Here is a 19,487-nt window from a genome sequence, read left to right as displayed (position 1 = left end):
AAAAAAATTAACTGAGGAGCGATTACTATGACAAACATCTTTACCCGCTTAAAGGATACGATTACGGCCGATATTCATCACATGCTTGATCAAAAAGAGGAAAAACATCCAATGACACATCTCAATCAATATATTCGTAAATGTGAAGATGAAGTAAAAAAACTAAAAAGCCTTATTGAAAAACAGTACCACATCCAACGGGAATATCAGAAAGAATGGCATAAAGCAAAACAAATGGTCGAAAAACGCACCCAACAAGTCGCTTTAGCCGAAGCACATGACCGTCTTGACTTACAAGAAGAAGCACAGGCTGATGTAGAAACATATCAAGCACGTGCCGAACAACTGAAAAGTATGTATGACCAAGCGACAACACATATCGCTGACATTGAATTAAAATATGAAAAAATGCAGCATCAACTAAAAGATTTATATGTGAAACGGTTAGAACTACGCGGACGTGAGAACTTAGCACGCGTCCACCATGGTCTGAACCATGTCTTAAATCCGGATCAACTCGAAAAAAGCCAAGTGACCTTTAAAGATGTCGAAGCTTATATCGAACGCTTAGAAAATAAGACAAAAACTCAACACCGTCAACAGACATTAGATGCCCGATTTGCTGAATTAGAAGAAAAGGATTCAATTCCTCATTAAGTTCAGTTATTCTTATAAGTAGTAGGGTGCTTACGCACCTTCCTACTTATTGTAGATGAAAAGGGGACTATTATGTTTAAACATGATCACGACCACATTGTGCGTTATCTCATTCTTTTTTTATTTCTATTTTTCTTATTTGAACTGATTTTTATTCAAACAAGCACGTTTATCTGGCTTATTATTGGTGCTGTTATTACCTATATCGCTTGGCAACATTATTACCGACCAGAAGGAAGGGCGGGGTTTTGGGTAGGCATTGTCATCATCAGTATCACACTGCTTAACACGACCTTGTTTAAATTTGGTCTCTTTCTTCTTTTAGTGCTCTGGGGTTACCGGACTTACCAACAAAAACAAGCGCCAACGTATATTCAACCACAATTTCAAGACGACGCTGATGTCAAACATGAACCGGTCTTAATGGTAAATAAGTGGTTTGGTAAACAAACGACACCACCTACAGGCTATCCATTTAAAGATATCAACATTCAATCCGTGATCGGTGAAACGATTATTGACCTTACCGCGACTATTCTACCTAAAGGTGAACCAGTGGTAACGGTCCATCAATGGATTGGTAAATTAGTCATTATCGTGCCTTATGACGTAGAAGTGAGTCTTAATCATTCGATCCTGGCTGGAAAAGTTAACTTATTAGGCTATCAAGATGCGCGGATGACAAATAAAAACCTTCATATTATGACCCCTAACTATCACACCGCTACAAAACGGGTGAAGTTACACACCACACTTTTGTTTGGTGAGATTGAGGTGAGACGCGGATGATTGTTTATTCTTTAAAAGCTGTAGGGAAATCTATCGCGAGCGCACTTTTATTTGCGGCGGTACTACTTGGTCTCTTTCTCATCCATTTCCCCGTGACTGATTGGGACGTTTTCTTCACACGTGCACTTGGACCATTGCCATTCCCTGTACTCGTACTTACTGTCACCGCTGGGTTTGGCACAGTCAGAGGCCTCATTCATACCTTTAGCTATTATTCTGAGTGGCAGAGCTTTACACAAGCATTAAAGGACCTGGAAGCAGGACGAATCCCGAACGTGAAGCAGACAAGTAAAGACTCACAGATAAGAAAACAACTTATCCAATCTTTAACAAAAATTCATAAGCAACTGCAAGAACAAACGAAACGTTCACAAGATCTTATTAGTCAACGCGTGGAAGACCAAGAAGAAGCGATTGAAAAGCGCATTACTGCTGAACGAAACCGTTTAGCCCGTGAACTTCATGATTCTGTGAGTCAAGAATTATTCGCCGCATCGATGCTCGTCTCAGCCATTAATGAAATGCCCGAGACACAACAGACACAGATTCAAACACCAATTGAACAAGTCGAACAGATGATTCAACAAGCGCAACTAGAAATGCGCGCGTTACTGCTTCATTTACGTCCAGTGGCACTAAAAGACAACAGTTTAAAAGATGGTATTGACGCTTTACTCAAAGACCTCGTTGCCAAAGTTCCCATGAAGATTACCTGGCAGATTGAAGCTGTCGATCTACCAAAGGGGATTGAAGATCATCTGTTTCGGATTTTACAAGAATCGGTATCAAATACCTTACGTCACGCGAAAGCTGACACCCTTGATATTTCCTTAATCGAACGAGAAGAAAAGGTAATTCTTACCGTTGTCGATGATGGGATTGGATTTGAAGTGACAGACCAACCGTTCAGTTCATACGGCTTAAGTAATATGAATGAACGCGCAGCAGAAATTGGAGGCACCTTACGCATCGTGAGTATTCCCGGTGAAGGAACCAAACTCGATTGTTTCGTGCCCATTATTAAGGAGCAGGTGAAAAACAATGATTACAGTATTATTAGTCGATGACCATGAAATGGTTCGCCTCGGCGTCAGAACCTATCTTTCTACTCAGCCTGATATCGATGTCATCGGTGAAGCTGATAGTGGTAAAGAGGCCATCACAAAGGCCATAGATTTAAAACCCGATATTATACTTATGGATATTGTCATGGATCAGATGGACGGCATTGAAGCGACACGTCAAATTATTCACGCATGGCCAGAAGCAAAAGTGTTAATGATGACGAGTTTCATTGATGACGATAAAGTTTATCCAGCATTAGAAGCAGGGGCGACGAGCTACGTCCTAAAAACAACAAAAGCGAGTGATATGGCCGAAGCGATCCGTCGGACGTATTCTGGGGAATCTATCTTTGAAAGCGAAGTGACGAGTAAGGTCCTTGCCCGTATGCGAGGGGCACAAGATGTCTCGCTCCATGAGACTCTGACGGCGCGTGAAATGGACGTGTTACAACTCATTGCCGCTGGTAAGACGAATCAAGAGATCGCTGATACGCTTTTTATCGCCTTAAAAACGACCAAAGTACACGTCAGTAATATTTTGAGTAAACTGATGGTCAACGACCGGACCCAGGCTGCTATCTACGCCCATGAACATCATCTGACAAAGTCATAGAGGGGGAGATAAAATGGATAAAAGAAGCTATGTAAAAGAACTTACTTATCACCTCCGCTCCTTACCGGTAGCGGAAAAACAACGGATTTTAGCCGATATTGACGACCAATTTAACATTGGGGCAATTGATGGAAAAGACGAACAGACACTCATTTTAGAGCTTGGACCACCGGATGAAGTCGCCAGTCAATATACGACGATAACGGAAAGTCCACCCGTGAACGAGTCTGAACAAGACCCACTTTATTCGTACCAATCAGAACCAAAGACTACTCACCTAGGTCGGTTACTCGTCGTTCTTATCGTTAACATTCTCTTTATCGTCGGACCTGTTTTTGGCTTTTTGGGCGTGCTAATCGGTGGTTGGGCACTAATTGCGACAGGCTTTCTAAGTCCTGTTATTTGGGCCTTCTCATTATTATGGCGCACACCAGCACTTTTACTAACCGAACTATCTTGGTTACTCGTGATCATTGGTACAACGCTCGTTGCCTTAAGTTTATGGTATCTCTTATCAAAAGGCACGGTCATGTTGATTAAAAAATATAGTCAAGTCTTATCAGACTGGGTAAAGGGGTGAGGATGTTGAAAACAACGCTGCGTTTAGGCATACTTTTCATAGTGTTAGGGATCATTGGATTATTTTTCTTTGGCGCACCTTTAACAGACTCAGATCATGACAGAGCGATGATTGAAAGTGAGACGATAAGTGAGAGGGTCTCTGATATATATATTGAAGCCAGTGTCGGCTCCCTTGTGATTGAACCGAGTTCAGATGATGATATTCATATTTTTGTCAGTGAAAGAGATAGATCGGACTTATCTGTCCAGTTAGAATCAGAACAGTTAACCATTTTACTTGAGCAAGATCAGGCGTTTAACTTAAGCCACTTCAATCTCTTCGGTAGTAACAGATCAGAAGTAATCATCGCTCTACCAGATGAGGTATATAACCAACTTGATATGAAGCTTGCGGTTGGTGAAATCGAGATACACGGCGTTCAAGTCGATAGACTTACCGCTAAAAACCATGTCGGAGCAGTCAATGCGTCTGACACCCAAACAGAGACAGCTTTTGTTGAAATAAACATAGGGCAAATCTCTGTCGCTGATGGGACGGGTGAATGGCATGCTGAAACAGATGTCGGTGAAATCGACCTTCAGCTACAAAGCTTTGAAAAAGACATTATCGCTGAAGTTGCGCTCGGTGCGATTAATATAACAACCAAAGCACTACCTGAAGCTTATTCCATCGCACTTGAGGTTGATTTAGGCAATATTCAAACGAAGGGCTTTGACAACGCCGATGTTGACACAACCCAAGCGTGGCAACGTCGTACCGGCACAAATGGTCCGAGGATAGAAGCATCTGTTGACTTAGGTAGCCTCACACTTCAATATGATTAATGTTAAAAAGCGCGCCTTCTGATTAAACAGAAAGCGCGCTTTGTTATATACATATACATCGATAGACGACTAATGTACGCTAGATGAAAAGCATATCAACTAGTTATCCTTTGAATTCAGCCACCAGGCCTTGCGTTGACTTCTTCGCATCGCCAAACAACATGCGGGTATTGTCATTAAAGAAGAGCGGATTATCAATCCCGGCAAAGCCAGGCTTCATGGAACGTTTCATCACAATGACCGTTCGGGCTTTGTCGACATCAATCACTGGCATGCCATAAATCGGTGACGTTTCATCCGTTCGAGCCGCTGGATTGACCACGTCATTGGCCCCAATGACAATCGCAATATCAACATTTTCGATGTTTGGATTAACATCATCCATTTCTTTTAACTGCTCATAGGGCACATTTGCTTCTGCGAGTAACACGTTCATATGTCCTGGCATCCGACCAGCAACCGGGTGGACGGCAAAATTCACTTCCGTTCCGTTTGCTTCTAATTGATCCGCTAGTTCTTGAATGGCGTGTTGTGCTTGGGCTACGGCCATACCATAGCCAGGAACGACTAATACATTACTTGCCGCTTCAAGCATAAGGTAAGCATCTTCAACAGACACCGGCTTCGCTTCACCTTGGAAGCCAGCACCAGCACTCGCTGTACTTGCACCAAAGCCACTGAAGAGCACATTCGTTAATTTACGGTTCATCGATTTACACATAATATTCGTTAGAATGATGCCACTTGAACCAACGAGCGCTCCCGCGACGATTAAGACGTTATTTGAGATGACAAAACCAGCCGCACACGCTGCCATTCCACTAAACGAGTTAAGAAGTGAAATAACAACCGGCATATCGCCACCGCCAATAGGAATAACAAAGGTAATCCCTAAAATACAAGCCACAAGAATCGTCGCAATGACTAAGAGATAACTATCTATGCTCAATGATTCACGTAGAGGACCAAATAAAGCCGCTGAACCGATGAGTAAGGCTACGAGTAGAACATTAACAAACTGTTGACCAGGGTATTGAATCGCTTTACTTGGCAGCTTTTCTGATAACTTACCCCAGGCGACAAGTGACCCGGTAAAGGTTGCTCCACCGATCACAATGGTGAGAATAATAATAAGTAAAGACAAGGCATTCGCATCCATATACGTATAGGTGACCGTATAACGATGATATTCTGACCAACCAACAAGTAAACTGGCCGCCCCACCAAAACCATTAAATAAGGCGACCATCTCTGGCATGGCTGTCATCGCCACAAGCCTTGCAGCCATTGCTCCAACGATCGAACCGGCAATCATACCAATCGCAATCCATTGCCACTCTAAAACACTTTGACTGACGAGTGCTGTTACAATCGCAATGAGCATACCAACAGCTGAGATGAGGTTTCCTTTTCTTGCTTGGTCAGCTTTTCCTAACATCTTTAATCCGAAGACGAAGAAAATGGCTGAGACAATATATAATCCATTAATCACCGTGTCATTCATGAGACTTGGTCCTCCTTCTTACCTGTATTAAACATCGACAACATCCGGTCCGTTACCATATAACCACCGACCACATTGATTGTCGCAAAAAATACCGATAACGTCCCTAAGATAATCGTCATCGCATCACTATCAACAACAAAGGCACCAGAAAGACTAAGAATGGCACCGACAATCGTGATGCCTGAGATCGCATTAGAACCTGACATCAGTGGTGTATGTAGTTGTGCTGGTACTTTAGAAATAAGTTCAAACCCTAAAAAAGAAGCTAATATTAAGACAAACACGAGCATCATACCCATTAGTTACCCTCCATAAATTTCTTTTAGTCGTTCGTTTACTACTTGAGCGTCTCTCACAACGAGACAGCCATTCATAATTTCATCTGACTGATCGAGTGACATGGTGTGCGTTTCTTGGTCATAGAAGTGTGAGATTAAGTGATACAAGTTACTCGCATACATACTAGAAGCATCATACGCGACTTCACCTGGTAAGTTGTCAATCCCAACAATGTTAACGCCGTGAACGTTCACGGTTTCATCGACAACAGTACCTTCCACATTTCCCCCACAACCGGCAGCTAAGTCGATAATAACCGCGCCGTCACGCATGTCTTTTAAAATATCGTCCGTTACAATGACCGGTGCTTTTCTACCGAAGAGTTTAGCGGTGGTAATCACTAAATCCGCATTCACACAGCTTTTAGCCATGGCTTGTTGTTGAATTTTAAGTTGTTCATCAGTTAAGGCGTTAGCATAACCGTCTTTATTTTGACCGGTTTCACCTAAATCGACTTTGACAAACTTCGCGCCAAGTGACGTGACTTGTTCTTCAACGACCGGTCTTGTGTCAAATGCCTCAACACGCGCGCCCAGACGTTTTGCCGTCGCAATGGCTTGAAGACCAGCAACACCTGCGCCAATCACAAACACTTTGGCCGGCGGAATCGTACCAGACGGGGTCATCATCATGGGGAAGATGCGGTCTAACTTATTCGCACCCAAAACAACCGCGACGTATCCCGCAAGGGATGCTTGTGAACTAATCGCATCCATCTTCTGTGCGAGTGTTGTTCGTGGTAACATCTCCATACTGATCGCATTCACGCCACTCGCTTGTAATGTTTTAATACGTTCTGTGTCGTTATACGGATCTAAAAAGCTAATACATAACGATCCTTTTTTCATTTGTTTAATATCTTCGATTAATGGGGCATTAACTGATACGTTGATATCAGCAGATGCTAACAAGTCCTGTCTACTTTCTACGACTTCAGCACCTGCTTCTTCGTAAGCTTGGTCAGTGATCATAGGTGATAGCTGACTTTCTACTGCCACCTCAATCCCTTCAAGCTGACACAATTTCTTTACCGCATCAGGTACTAAGGCCACGCGTGGTTCATGACTTTCTTTTAACGCAACAATTTTCATGGGCTCTGTTCCTTTCTAGTGATTGTTCTGTTGACTCTTCCTCTACTTTTTATACCTTTAAGTAAAAAACATGCAGAATTTTCAGTCAATTAAATGTAATTTAACACTGCCATGAAGGGATGTCAATGTACTATCGACAATAAAATGTGAACAAATGAGCAAATTTTACGAAAGTAATCTTTTCAGAAAAATACACCGCTCCTAAATTGGAGAAGGTGCTTCATTTCGTGTTATATTTTGATTTTTTTACAAGCTTCATATTTTTTGAACAGCTTGTTGCTTCTAATATTAGAAGCAACCTATCTTTTATTTTTCTAAAAGGCTGATTGAGATTAAGACTATATATCTCGATTGTTGTTTGTTCATCCCACCTATAACTTTCATCGATTTTTCCATATAAATACTCTGGATAAATTAAGATTCCTCTTAAACTTTCACTCTCTGGTTGATGCATAAGATAAGTAAAAATTTGATAAAGGTTATGGCTATGGAAACTCTGTTTTTCAAAATTATGTTGAAACATATCTCGGTAAAATTTTGCATCCATCACGATACATTTTTTATCTCTCTTATTCATAAATGATATATCTGTTTTCATCTTTGGTAGGAGCGCCTGATTCCCTTTTAGTTTCCATTGTAAATTCTCTGCTTTCACAACATACTCACTCTGTTCCTTTTGATAAAAAGAAAGCAGGAACTTTTCAAATAACTTTTCCAATGCCTTATCAGATAATTCAACTGAAAATAGACGCCAATCCCCTTCTTGGTGAGAGAGTAGCCGTATAGCATATAGTAAATGCGCTAACTGAACCGCCTGCTTATAATGCGCTGTTTCTCTTGTCCAATGAATCTGTGAAAATAGTTTGTCGGTTAATGGAATAACGTCAACATAGGGTAACTTTTCTCTCACCATAAAACTCTTTCTTCTTATTCTTTCTGTCACCTGTTGATTTTTGTATACGGATTGTAACGTTGCCACAACGATTTGATTCAACGATACATTGCTAGAATAATCATCGGTTTGACAGACAACTATCAGACGTTTTCTAGCAAGGTAGGGTAAAGATTCATGCATAATCATTTTACCTGTCATGATATTTGTTTGTTCAATTTGTACGATGTAGTCTTTTATTACACCACGTTTAATTAATTGCTCGCACTCATAGATAAATCGACTGGCTAAGAAATCATACGTGATTAAATCCTCATTGACTTCACTGAGTTGATCGATAAATTCAGGGAAATCAGTGACATAACTCAGCATACAAAAAATATTTCTGATAGGAACTTTATAAGTTGCTGACATATTAAAATCCTGCCATTAATGAAAGAGCAACTTCGGGACGGTCAAAGTAATACTCTTCAAGTAATGGTTGAATTTCATAAGTCATAACCTGTTGGAACCACTGATTTTCTTCCATACCTTCTGGTTTGGTTGTAAAGAACGAATGACCAATAGCATAACCTCTACCTAGTTGAAAATCATTTTGTATCTCTTCATTGATCAGATTTATGATAGATAGAATCTTTTCGATTAAGGGAGCGGTCACGCCTTGAACTTTTAAGTGTTTTTTCCATTTCTCATTGTAACTCGGTGTTAGCGTGTAAAAAGAAAAGCGCCGCCGTAAAGCAACCTCTAATTGGGCGAGTGAACGATCAGCTGTATTCATTGTCCCAATTAGATACACATTTTTAGGTACCGTAAAAGTCTCCTTAGAATAGCCCATCGTAACATTATCGCCGCGCTTGTCACCTTCAATCAACATAAATAACTCACCAAAAATCTTCGAGAGATTCCCTCGATTGATTTCATCAATAATAAAATAGTAATCATGTTCCTGGTCTTGCATCGCTTTGATGCAAAATTCATAAAACACACCAAACTCAAGCGTAAATCCTTCACCTTCCATTGGTCTGAAACCCATCACGAAATCTTCATAGGCATAGTTCTGATGAAATTGGATGATTTCTACACGGCTCGGATTTTGTTCACCAATTAAACTATAGGCAAGTCTTTTTGCAATAAAAGTTTTGCCCACACCAGGAGGGCCTTGCAATATCAGGTTCTTTTTATGATGCAAGAGCCCTACTAAAGTATCATATTGACTTTCATCAATAAAGATATCTGTTAAAAAATCTTCCTTTGCATACGGAGGCACACTTTTATTAGCCGCTAGTAACAGATAGTCACCGATTGCTTCATTCAGCGCTTCTTTCAGAACCCACTTTTAGTGATTATTATTTTCTTTATATCCATTGAAAAACACACGCCAATAAGCTACTTTTCCATCAGTTCCAATGAATGGATCTATTGATGTAACTTGATAGATTCTTTTTGCAAGCGCAATAACTAAAGCGGTGTAATGTGTATAATGTCGTCCTAAAACTTTAGATAACTCTGTTGCGGTTGCAGACCCGCCGAACTCATACATTTGTTTTAACATTAGAAGATCTTTTTCTTTAACAATTGACCAATCTTTTAATAATTCAAGCCACTCCTCTTTAGTAAATACATCCTCATTTGCATAGTGATCTGGTATCAATTGTTCACTTATAGTTTTTTTATCCATCAGCGTGACTCCTCTCTAACGAATTTAAACAGTGTCATGTCTAAGACGTTATATATATTCAATAGATACCCTTTTCTTGTCCAAGTATAAACTAGCACAATCATTTAATGCATCATTAATACCCTAACATTATAAAAGAGGGTATTAAACACATAGAAAATTCTCTTATTACTTCTTACTGGTCTCCTAAATGCCTGGTTATAAAAATCATTTATTATTCTAAAATCCCATTAACTGTCGAAAAATTCTTTCGAGTATGAATAATCTGCGATAAGATTAGATTTGCTTCATGATTAGGCAAAAAAGAGTGAGGAGAATTTACATACAAAAATTGGTTTACTTCCACGCCTCATTCTTAATATGACAAAATCTTCTGTATAATGAGCTTGCGTACCTAACGGTACGACATTATTACAGTTGGTTTTTTTGATGGTGACAGAAGCAGATGGTAGCTTTCGTCGCTTAATCAAAAAGTATAAAGGGATTGATTTATTGATTATTGATGAATTGCCCTTAGCCTGAAAGATAGTATGACAAGTTAGGCGAAGCGCTCGTTGCGGATGCCATACTTGATCGAATTGTCTATAATTCATATAACATCATTATTGATGGCGAAATCTCTATACGTGAACGATACGGATTGAAAAGAAGTTACTAAAATGTTAAAACACGACACTGGCCACCGACCGGCTCTTTTGTCCGCAATATTCAAGATAACAATCGTCAACTTCTTCGTGCCATTTTTAATAATGGTATAGTCTTTATTTTCAACGTGACAGCAATCACAGTGCGTCGGGGTATACGTTAGTGCGCCTTCCATAAATGTGCAGGTATGGCCATTCTTTGTGCCCGCGCGGTCACAATCCTCTTCAAAAATAATCTTTTCATCTTGAATATCAAAGGTGATTCTAATAGTGTGAGATATAGAGACGTGAGTCCCCTCCTAAGGATTAGTTTTAGTCGACTTCAATTCTACAGGGAAGCCCACTTATTTTCTACATTTAACCAGAAGAAAGGTGCTAGTGAGTTATTTTAGTGAGCAATCTCTGCCACACTAAAAACCCCTTCACCAACACCAAATATTATACAAGCATAAGAATCCCCTAAAAATATGACTGACTTACAACCAAATTTCAGGGGATATAGATGCACTTTATTTCTTTTTAGTTATGAACTATTCTTGATGATTTACATATTTTTTTCTGTAAATAAGAGCCAAAACAAAGCCACTCACCATAAGCATCATACCTATTAACATATTCGTAAACATTATTGATGCGGTATTTGGCAATTCTGATTCATTAATCGTCTTATCTGTGTCAGAGTCATTCATATAATCTTCATCATCAGTTGTATCAGTATTTGTCTGGTCGTCACTACTATTTGTATTGCTCAGTTCTTGATCATCATCGTTGAATTGATTATCCTCATTTTTATCCTCATCTATAGGTATTTCTCCTTCTAAATCATTAGAATTACCATTATCTTGGTCTGGTTTATCCTCCGGATCAGGATTAGTTTCTGATTGCATTTCAACTTCGAACAATGTGAATGTACTAAATTTGTCGATAGTAAACTGGAAACCTATAGGATTACCTTGGTCATAAATAATTTGACCTGCTTGAATGTTTATTGTTCCATCACTATGCTCAATATAAACACGAAGATTGTTTAAGTTAGTTAGTGACGCATAAAATTCATCCAATGGCAATGTCACGGTTGTTTGATAACCTGAGTAATTTGTTTCAATCTCTTTAGGTGTTCCAACGATTTTAGCTTGAGCATCTGGAGAAAATGATTGGATAAACTCTTGGTACAGGATATCTGCTTCCATTCTAGTTTGAATAGCTTTTTTAGATTCAACATCGCGAACAGGAACAATACGGAAGAATAAATCAAGCACACTTTCGTTTAATCGTATTAATTCTTCCTCATTTATTTGAATAATTGCTTGATCTGTTTTAACTTCTAAATTGCCCGTCATTTTTTTAAGGGCGCTATTTGTGATTTCAATAGCTAACTCATCTGCCAAGTTAGTCAAATCATCTGATAAATAGACAGAAAAAAGATTAGGGGTATCCAGTCCAACTAAATCATCATTAATTATGATCTTATCAATTTTGTTAATGAGTTCATCTTTATTATTATATAAACTAATACGTTGGATTAAATCATGTGCCTGTTGGCTTGTATTCATTTGTACATCCGCTGGACGTCTCTCGACCTCATAGACTTTATTATCTATTTGATCGCTTTTCACAATGAGTAAGAATGTCTTCTGGATTGACTGTCCTGCTTTTAAAATTGTTGCTGTTAATATGACGGACTCATCATCTTCTTGTCGATTGGTAGAAGCTATACTGCCGTCAATTGAAATAACATTTGTTTTACTTGAAACCCAATTAATGGTTGTGTTGTTGATTCCCTCTGTTAGCATTAAGAATTCTAATGTGACACTTTCCCATGTATCATCCTCACTAAAAGTAAAGGCTTTTGAAATCGTTAAATCATTTGCAGCCTCTTGAAGCTGCTTTTTAATCTCTTCATCTGATAAATCCTCATACACCGCTTGAATTTGCACATCGTTTGCCGGCATGACAAACGTTGTTTGACTCTTTAAAGGATCAGTCACATTCACTTTACTTGTGAATGTATTCCACCTCACGAATTTTTGTACGGCATTAGGAGTGTTTGCTTCAATCATCACTGTTTCTCCGGCTCGGTATTCGCCGCTTCCCGTTCCACTTGTGATTGTCACTTCATACGTCGGAATCGCTTCGTATATTGCCGTTATCTCTACTGTTTCTCCCGGCATGACAAAGCTTGTTTCTACTTCTGTTGCGTCAGCTAGAGTGACATCTCCACTCGTTACTTCCCAACCTTTGAACTGTTTGCCCTCGGGAGCTGTGGCTGCTTCAATCGTCACTGTTTCTCCGGCTTGATATTCGCCGCTTCCCGTTCCACTTGTGATTGTCACTTCATACGTCGGAATCGCTTCGTATATTGCCGTTATCTCTACTGTTTCTCCCGGCATGACAAAGTTTGTTTCTACTTCTGTTGCGTCAGCCAGAGTGACATCTCCACTCGTTACTTCCCAACCTTTGAACTGTTTGCCCTCGGGAGATGTGGCTGCTTCAATCGTCACTGTTTCTCCGGCTTGATATTCGCCGCTTCCCGTTCCATTTGTGATTGTCACTTCATACGTCGGAATCGCTTGGTATATTGCCGTTATCTCTACTGTTTCTCCCGGCATGACAAAGTTTGTTTCTACTTCTGTTGCGTCAGCCAGAGTGACATTTCCACTCGTTACTTCCCAACCTTTGAACTGTTTGCCCTCGGGAGCTGTGGCTGCTTCAATCGTCACTATTTCTCCAGCTTGATATTCGCCACTTCCTATTCCATTGTTCACTTTCGCGTAATGGCTGCTATTATCTGCAATCAAGACTTCGATATATGCTCTGTCACTTTCCACACCATTTTCTCTAACTGCATAATAATAGCGCTTCTCATGCGTATTCATCTCTGCAGGAACCGTAAATGATGTACCAGTATCTATCGGCATCATAGCCGTTTCATTCTCATAAAAATAATACACACTTCCAAGTGCTGGTGTTACGATATATTCTTGATCGATATCTTTTGTAATAGAAATCGGACTTGGAGCGGCAGGTTTTGATATAGTTAATTCTGCTGTATCATCTGCGAAAGTTGTGATAACTGTACCTTCATTATGACCAACTAGCAAATCACCAAATTCAACAAAGTAGCCTGTAGCATCCCAAGTTGCACTACCTGTCGGATTATTTGGCCGGTCATTCCACCAAAAGTCTGTTTCTTGTCGACTGACACGTTTTAAACTAGGATCACTAAGTGTGGAAAGAACGACTTCTTTTTTATTTGCAGGAATACTTGTTCCCGAAACACTTTCTTCACTTGGTCCAATTTGCGTATTCGGTTCGCGATCATCATCAGATGATACAACGGACCTTTCACCCCAATTAAAGTAAGATAGTCGTGACTGTTGATCTAATTCATCAATCGTAAAGACAATATTATTACTTGTATCCCTTGTACCTGTACTCGTATAAAACTTCGTCCCAATTTCTGGCCCGTTCATCCAGTACCAGCCATCCGTTGTTTGGTTTGTATCAAAACCATCATAATATAAAAGCTTGCCATCTGTTCCGCCTGACGCATTCACCTTCTCAGACGTTGGTTTTAGTATCGCACCACCTAGCCAACCAACTTGTCCACCAGATAAAGAATTAACAAAGACATCTTCATCTTTACTCATAATGGTAGCCAAGTAACCTGTACGCCCCATATATTCCATATTTTTTGCTTGTTGATAAGCTTCTGTCCATGATACCTTTTCCGTCACGTACTGATAATAATGTTCTGTATCAATACTATAATACGTATCATATTGAATATCTTCTGACGTCACAACAACTTGAACCGATTGTTCACTACTGCCTAACTCGTAACTGACATTTCTTAAATAGTCCTGTACGTCACTTGTCGTCACACTATCAGATAGATTAATTCGTTTTGTGTAGTCATTGCTTGCGGAACTAGTTGATACAGTAAAACCTGAAGATGAGGATGGTAAGATAATTTTATCACCTAAAGTAACCGATTGATTAAAACTGATTAAGATTGATTTAATACCCGATCCTGTAACAGCTAAATCTTCAAATGAAAATTGACGATCTTGATTTGTTTTTTCATTTAACTTGATTGATAATTGCTCTGGTATAACATCTACAGTAATCTGGGCACGTTCACTTTGCACACCATTTTCAATCAACGTATAGTTATAGACTTTACCATCTTCATTCATACTCGCATCAATAATAAAGTCTGTTCCCGAACTAATTGGCTTAACATCTGTTGAATTTTCGTAAAAGACATAGTTCTTCCCTGCCTCAGGTGTAACCGTAATAGGTTGACCTTCCGCTTTTTCTACATTTATATTTGCAGGTGCATCTGGTTTAGGAGCTTGTGTATATTGTCCATTTTCTGTAATACCTGTTGACGTGTATACACTATCAAAGAATACACTTAATAACTCATGTTTAGAGTAAGAGCCGCCTGTTGCTGATGAAAAACCAACAAACACGTCTTGTGTATCACCAAAGATTTCTTGCAGACTAATATTATAATCAAGATCCGCTACTGATGGCTTAGGTGTCTTTCCTTCATTATCTTTTGCAAAATAAACTTTCATATTATCACCAGAATAATCTACCCACACCGAATAAAAGTTAGTATCTTGATCAATAGTAGGAAGATTTTTAGCGGCTAAATGCGTTTGATAGTCCCCATTTTTCATAATCGCAATCTGACTACCGTTGGCATCCGCCGTATTTTTATACGTATCAATTTCTACTACCACACTTGGCGTAATCCCGCTATAGCCAATCCCTTCTCCTTCAGCCCCGGCCGTATTACTATTACTCTGTATCACAAAAGCAATGCCATCGGCGCCGGCATAATCAGAATCAGAGATATTTACTGTATACTTTGCGTTAAAAGATAGATCGTTACTTAAACGAATACTATCCTTAAAATAAGCAAATCCTTTTTTACCCCCTTCAGCAGGTGTTAATTGAATGCGATTCGATGCTAAAGTAGCATCATACCCAATATTCCAATACTGTGCATCAAATGTGTTAGTTACTCCTATTGTATTATCGCCTTGAGCGATTGTAATGGGCTCTGTCGATGCTGCTTCCACTTGATTAGCTGGCATTGGTACGATCGATAATAAGAGCGCTACTACCATCCATAAGCTAATCCATTTTTCCCATTGTTGTCTTTGTTTCTTCTTCATAAAATCCCTCCGTTTTGTTATAAAATACACCTATGTTACTATTTTTTCGGAAATATTCACCCACTATTATAGCTCTTAACACTTAACATAGACTTAACATAACGAAAGGTATAGGAAGTATCGATCTTATAAAAAAAAGCATGCTCGATAATTAATCGGCATACTTATCTTTCATATTTGTTAAAATTCGTTGATACATATCATTTAACTCTTTGATTTGTTCATGTTCTTGATCCTGGGTATAAACCGTTACTAAGTATTTAGTAAATCGTTTTAATTCTTGACCCTGTTTATTTTTCTCATACAATCGAAGTAGGCGCTCTTTTGCGACATCGTTGTAAGGATCTTCAAAAATTACTTTTTCAAAGTAATTTATTGCTTCTTCTTCTTTTTTGTTTTCAATCAAAAAACTCGCAATATCGATGAGCCTCTTAAGATAGCTGTTTTTTAAATAGACTTGTTCATTCTGAGCCCAACTATACTCCAAGTTCTGCATATAATCACCCTTAACTAAAGATAGCGCGTCAATAGCATGATCTAGATTATCAGAGTGAATCGTTGGGTAGTGATTAATGTGATCAAGCCATCGATCAACATCTACAGTGGCTGTTTTTCCCAACAGCATTTGATAAGCCTCATCTTGAAATTCTATCGACAAATCGAGATTGAACGTGTTAATAATTTGTCGCAGACGATAGATGGTCATATGGAGTTGTGTTGAAGCTTTTTTATCTGATAAATCCGACCAAATATAATCAATGATATCAAATTTAGACATCGCTCTATGACGGGAGTGGAGTAATAATAAAAATAACTCTTTCACTCTGCCTTTTCGCCATTTAAAATCAATCGGCTGACCGCTCGATTCAATCGATACTTTTCCCAACAAATGTATAGATTGTGTTGAAGATAGGGTTATTTGTTCATTAACTTTTTCTTGCAAACGCCTCTCTATTCGTAATAACGTCTGATCCATTCTTTGTAAACGTACAGGTTTCAACAAATAATCTAGCGCATGCAATTCAAACGCTTCTACTGCATACTCTTGAAAAGCGGTCACAAATACTATTTCAAGATTCGGCTGAATATCCTTCATTTTATTCGCAACAACTAAACCATCCATCTCAGGCATTTCAATATCAATAAAGATTACGTCTACTATGTTGTCCTCCATCCACTTCAACGCATCAGTCGGTGATAAAAATGAGGTCATAGAAACAGACTTAATTACTTCACTTTTATTTAATAAATATTTCATATGTTCTATAGCCATACGTTCGTCATCTAATAGTAATAACTTCATTGTATCACCCTTTCTGGTTCGGTATATGAATGATAATAGTCGTTCCTTTACCTACTTCACTCTGAATCTCCATACCATATCCAAATAGTTGTTGCATACGCATTTGAACATTCATTAGCCCAATTCCATTACTGGCTGTTTGATTACTGGATAAAATGAGCGCTACTGTTTCTTTTGACATGCCTACACCATTATCTTTCACTTTAAGTATATGTCCCTCACCTGTGCAGTTAATTGATAATGAGACCACACCCCCTGCTTTTTTCTTATTAACACCGTGACGTATCGCATTTTCTACAAGGGGTTGTATTAATAATGGTGGAACCATAAAGTCAACTTGCTCAGGTATGTTAATAAACATAGACAGACGCTCTTCAAACCTCGCTTTTTCGATTATAACGTAAGACTCTATTAATTCTATTTCTTCATGGATACTAATCCACTTTTCTTTGTTATAGAAATCAAATTTAGCGCGTAAATAATCACTTAATGATAACACCAATTCATAAGCTTTGTCTTGGTTCGTAAGAATAATTGATGAGATAACATTTAACGCATTAAAAAGGAAGTGCGGTTTAATTTGTGCTTGTAAAAAAGCTATTTCATTCTCTTTGACTAAATTAGTTTTCTCGGTCACAACTTCTAATGTTTCAAGCAATTCATTCGAAAGTTCTTCGCTTTTTTTATAATACAAGGTATAGCGATAAATGAGTAAAGCTGCAAGTGAGATACTGAAAACCGCCATATTAAAAAACGCAATAGACATATTAGAAGTAATCCCCGTGCTATATAAAAGAACATCCACCCAAAACAGAAAAACACTAAAGATTGCAACACTTAATAAGCTGTGTTCAGTTAAATCATTATTCTTATCTCTACTTTTAAAGAGCAGTACTACAAGTCTTAACCAAATCAATAAAAAGAGGGCTACGGCAAAACACATATAAAAAGTTAACGTGCTCAAATATATCTCAAGTGGAAATATTAATACAAACAGAATGAAAATACTAAACATCGAAGTAAGGAACCATGTTAGGCGCTTACTTAAAAACTTATCATTGATACGATAGACAGTATGTAATACAAAAATCACAGTCAGCGCATTCAGTAAATGTCCGATTCTAAAAGTAGCGGTTAGTGTAAGATCAGGAAAGATAATCGTTAAGATGCGCTCGCTGTACATACTCGCCATAACTCCGAAACATAAACAGCTCAAAGCCAACATTAACGTAGCTGGTTCCATCATGCGATAATACTTACTTGTAAAAAATAATATAGTATAAAAAATGCCAACGATAAACACAACTAAGATTATCGCAAATTCAAACGTTATCGATTGATATTGGTGAGTTAACAGCGGTTGCTGTAAACCAAATAACAGTGGCTTTGATATGCCGCCTACAATATATTCATGGTTTGACACATGAATAATAATCTCAACTGTATCGCTCGTCAGCTCAAAGTACATCATTTCAGGATTATTGCCGGGAACACTCTCAGATAGCGTAGTCGAAACTCGACCATCTTCTAAATATTTCTTCCCATTAATAAAAATTGCACTCGCATTCCGGATATTTGATTTTTTGAGTCCAAAAAACATGTCATTTGGTATATCTTCAATCACCATACGATATGTTGCAAATCCTTTATTTTGATAATGATTCCCTTCAATATCTGTATACCAACTCCCAGGTACATTCATAAAAACTGGTGTTTTATCACTTGGAAAGTCTTTTGGAAATAATATCTCTTCCCAGAAAAACTCCCATTCACCGTTCAATTCAATCATCCCACTATTTCGAAAATCTGTCCCCTCTAGTGACAATTGACCTTCATTCACTATATTCGGTTGATGTAATACGCTATAGTAGATAAATCCTAATGAAATTAAGATAACAATAAACACACAGACATAAATATATTTTTTTCGCTCCAATATGCAACGACTCTTTTCTAATAGTTTTAACAAGCCAAAAATCAAATAAGCACCATTCTATACCTTTGTGAATTTTCATTGAAGAGAACTCTTCAAGACTCTACTGAAGACCTGATAGGCGGCCCAATAGCTATTCTATTAAATATTGTCTTTTTCTGTGTTCCATCAATAGATAAAATTTGAATGCCCTTCACGTTTTTTTCTAGTATATCAATATCTTAATATGTTGGATGACTTTATCATAACATAAAGTGATAATTCAAAATAAGCACTAGAAACTAATTGTACATAGACATCATTAGCCAGCAATCGTTGACTCAAGGCACGGGTTATTGACATATATTTATTGCGCGAAATTATATATTCCTGTATCAG

At 38.5% G+C, this 19,487-nt stretch carries 15 protein-coding genes and 1 pseudogene; 7 read left to right on the top strand and 9 right to left on the bottom strand.

The window, feature by feature from the left end:
- Window positions 1–27 precede the first annotated feature (27 nt).
- From BM390_RS00555 to BM390_RS00530, 6 genes are all read left to right on the top strand, one after another.
- Window positions 28–657 (top strand): PspA/IM30 family protein, encoded by a 630-nt coding sequence (locus BM390_RS00555; protein ID WP_062320170.1) that lies wholly within the window; start codon window positions 28–30, stop codon window positions 655–657.
- Between the two features lie 72 nt (window positions 658–729).
- The gene (liaF, locus tag BM390_RS00550; RefSeq protein ID WP_062320168.1) at window positions 730–1,446 is read left to right on the top strand and encodes a cell wall-active antibiotics response protein LiaF; all 717 of its coding nucleotides are present in this window, start codon (window positions 730–732) and stop codon (window positions 1,444–1,446) included.
- Entirely contained in the window at window positions 1,443–2,513 is a 1,071-nt protein-coding gene (locus BM390_RS00545; RefSeq protein WP_062320165.1) for a sensor histidine kinase, read from the top strand. The genes liaF and BM390_RS00545 overlap by 4 nt, the downstream gene beginning before the upstream one ends.
- Complete coding sequence (locus tag BM390_RS00540) at window positions 2,488–3,123, top strand: response regulator (RefSeq protein ID WP_089852697.1); 636 nt, start codon at window positions 2,488–2,490, stop codon at window positions 3,121–3,123. The genes BM390_RS00545 and BM390_RS00540 overlap by 26 nt, the downstream gene beginning before the upstream one ends.
- A gap of 13 nt (window positions 3,124–3,136) precedes the next feature.
- A complete protein-coding gene (locus BM390_RS00535; protein WP_062320164.1) occupies window positions 3,137–3,703 on the top strand; it encodes an HAAS signaling domain-containing protein in 567 nt (188 codons plus the stop codon).
- A 5-nt stretch (window positions 3,704–3,708) separates the two neighbouring features.
- The gene (locus BM390_RS00530) at window positions 3,709–4,530 is read left to right on the top strand and encodes a DUF4097 family beta strand repeat-containing protein (RefSeq protein WP_177220587.1); all 822 of its coding nucleotides are present in this window, start codon (window positions 3,709–3,711) and stop codon (window positions 4,528–4,530) included.
- A 103-nt stretch (window positions 4,531–4,633) separates the two neighbouring features.
- On the opposite strand, the gene BM390_RS00525 is transcribed toward BM390_RS00530, so the two are convergent.
- The 6 genes from BM390_RS00525 to BM390_RS00500 form a co-directional block, all read right to left on the bottom strand.
- Window positions 4,634–6,034 carry an NAD(P)(+) transhydrogenase (Re/Si-specific) subunit beta gene (locus BM390_RS00525; protein ID WP_062320160.1) on the bottom strand — a complete coding sequence of 467 codons (1,401 nt, stop codon included), beginning with the start codon at window positions 6,032–6,034 and terminating at the stop codon, window positions 4,634–4,636.
- On the bottom strand, window positions 6,031–6,336 hold the full coding sequence (locus BM390_RS00520; RefSeq protein ID WP_062320158.1) for an NAD(P) transhydrogenase subunit alpha part 2: 306 nt from the start codon (window positions 6,334–6,336) through the stop codon (window positions 6,031–6,033). Before BM390_RS00520 ends, BM390_RS00525 begins: the two co-directional genes overlap by 4 nt.
- 3 nt (window positions 6,337–6,339) lie before the next feature.
- Entirely contained in the window at window positions 6,340–7,467 is a 1,128-nt protein-coding gene (locus BM390_RS00515; protein WP_062320155.1) for an NAD(P) transhydrogenase subunit alpha, read from the bottom strand.
- Window positions 7,468–7,687: 220 nt separating this feature from the next.
- Window positions 7,688–8,773 (bottom strand): McrC family protein, encoded by a 1,086-nt coding sequence (locus BM390_RS00510; RefSeq protein WP_062320154.1) that lies wholly within the window; start codon window positions 8,771–8,773, stop codon window positions 7,688–7,690.
- Window position 8,774: 1 nt separating this feature from the next.
- Window positions 8,775–9,626, bottom strand: coding sequence for an AAA family ATPase (locus tag BM390_RS00505; RefSeq protein ID WP_186808957.1), 852 nt, complete (start codon window positions 9,624–9,626; stop codon window positions 8,775–8,777).
- A gap of 69 nt (window positions 9,627–9,695) precedes the next feature.
- Entirely contained in the window at window positions 9,696–10,037 is a 342-nt protein-coding gene (locus BM390_RS00500) for a hypothetical protein (protein WP_062320150.1), read from the bottom strand.
- Window positions 10,038–10,566: 529 nt separating this feature from the next.
- Here BM390_RS00500 and BM390_RS15870 point away from each other — a divergent pair.
- Window positions 10,567–10,695: pseudogene (locus BM390_RS15870) on the top strand (AAA family ATPase); the annotation flags it as partial.
- A 516-nt stretch (window positions 10,696–11,211) separates the two neighbouring features.
- Here BM390_RS15870 and BM390_RS00495 read toward each other — a convergent pair.
- The 3 genes from BM390_RS00495 to BM390_RS00485 all read right to left on the bottom strand — a co-directional run bounded on the left by BM390_RS00495 (window position 11,212) and on the right by BM390_RS00485 (window position 19,112).
- Window positions 11,212–15,873 (bottom strand): InlB B-repeat-containing protein, encoded by a 4,662-nt coding sequence (locus BM390_RS00495; RefSeq protein ID WP_089852695.1) that lies wholly within the window; start codon window positions 15,871–15,873, stop codon window positions 11,212–11,214.
- 151 nt (window positions 15,874–16,024) lie between these two features.
- Window positions 16,025–17,176, bottom strand: a complete 1,152-nt coding sequence (locus BM390_RS00490) for a response regulator (RefSeq protein ID WP_089852694.1) — start codon at window positions 17,174–17,176, stop codon at window positions 16,025–16,027.
- A gap of 4 nt (window positions 17,177–17,180) precedes the next feature.
- Entirely contained in the window at window positions 17,181–19,112 is a 1,932-nt protein-coding gene (locus BM390_RS00485; RefSeq protein WP_089852693.1) for a sensor histidine kinase, read from the bottom strand.
- Window positions 19,113–19,487: the final 375 nt, after the last annotated feature.

It is taken from the genome of Halolactibacillus miurensis (assembly GCF_900116255.1).
Lineage (GTDB): Bacteria > Bacillota > Bacilli > Bacillales > Amphibacillaceae > Halolactibacillus > Halolactibacillus miurensis.
The sequence above is the reverse complement of the archived record's forward strand: the minus strand, read 5'-3'. Positions and strand labels throughout refer to the sequence as shown.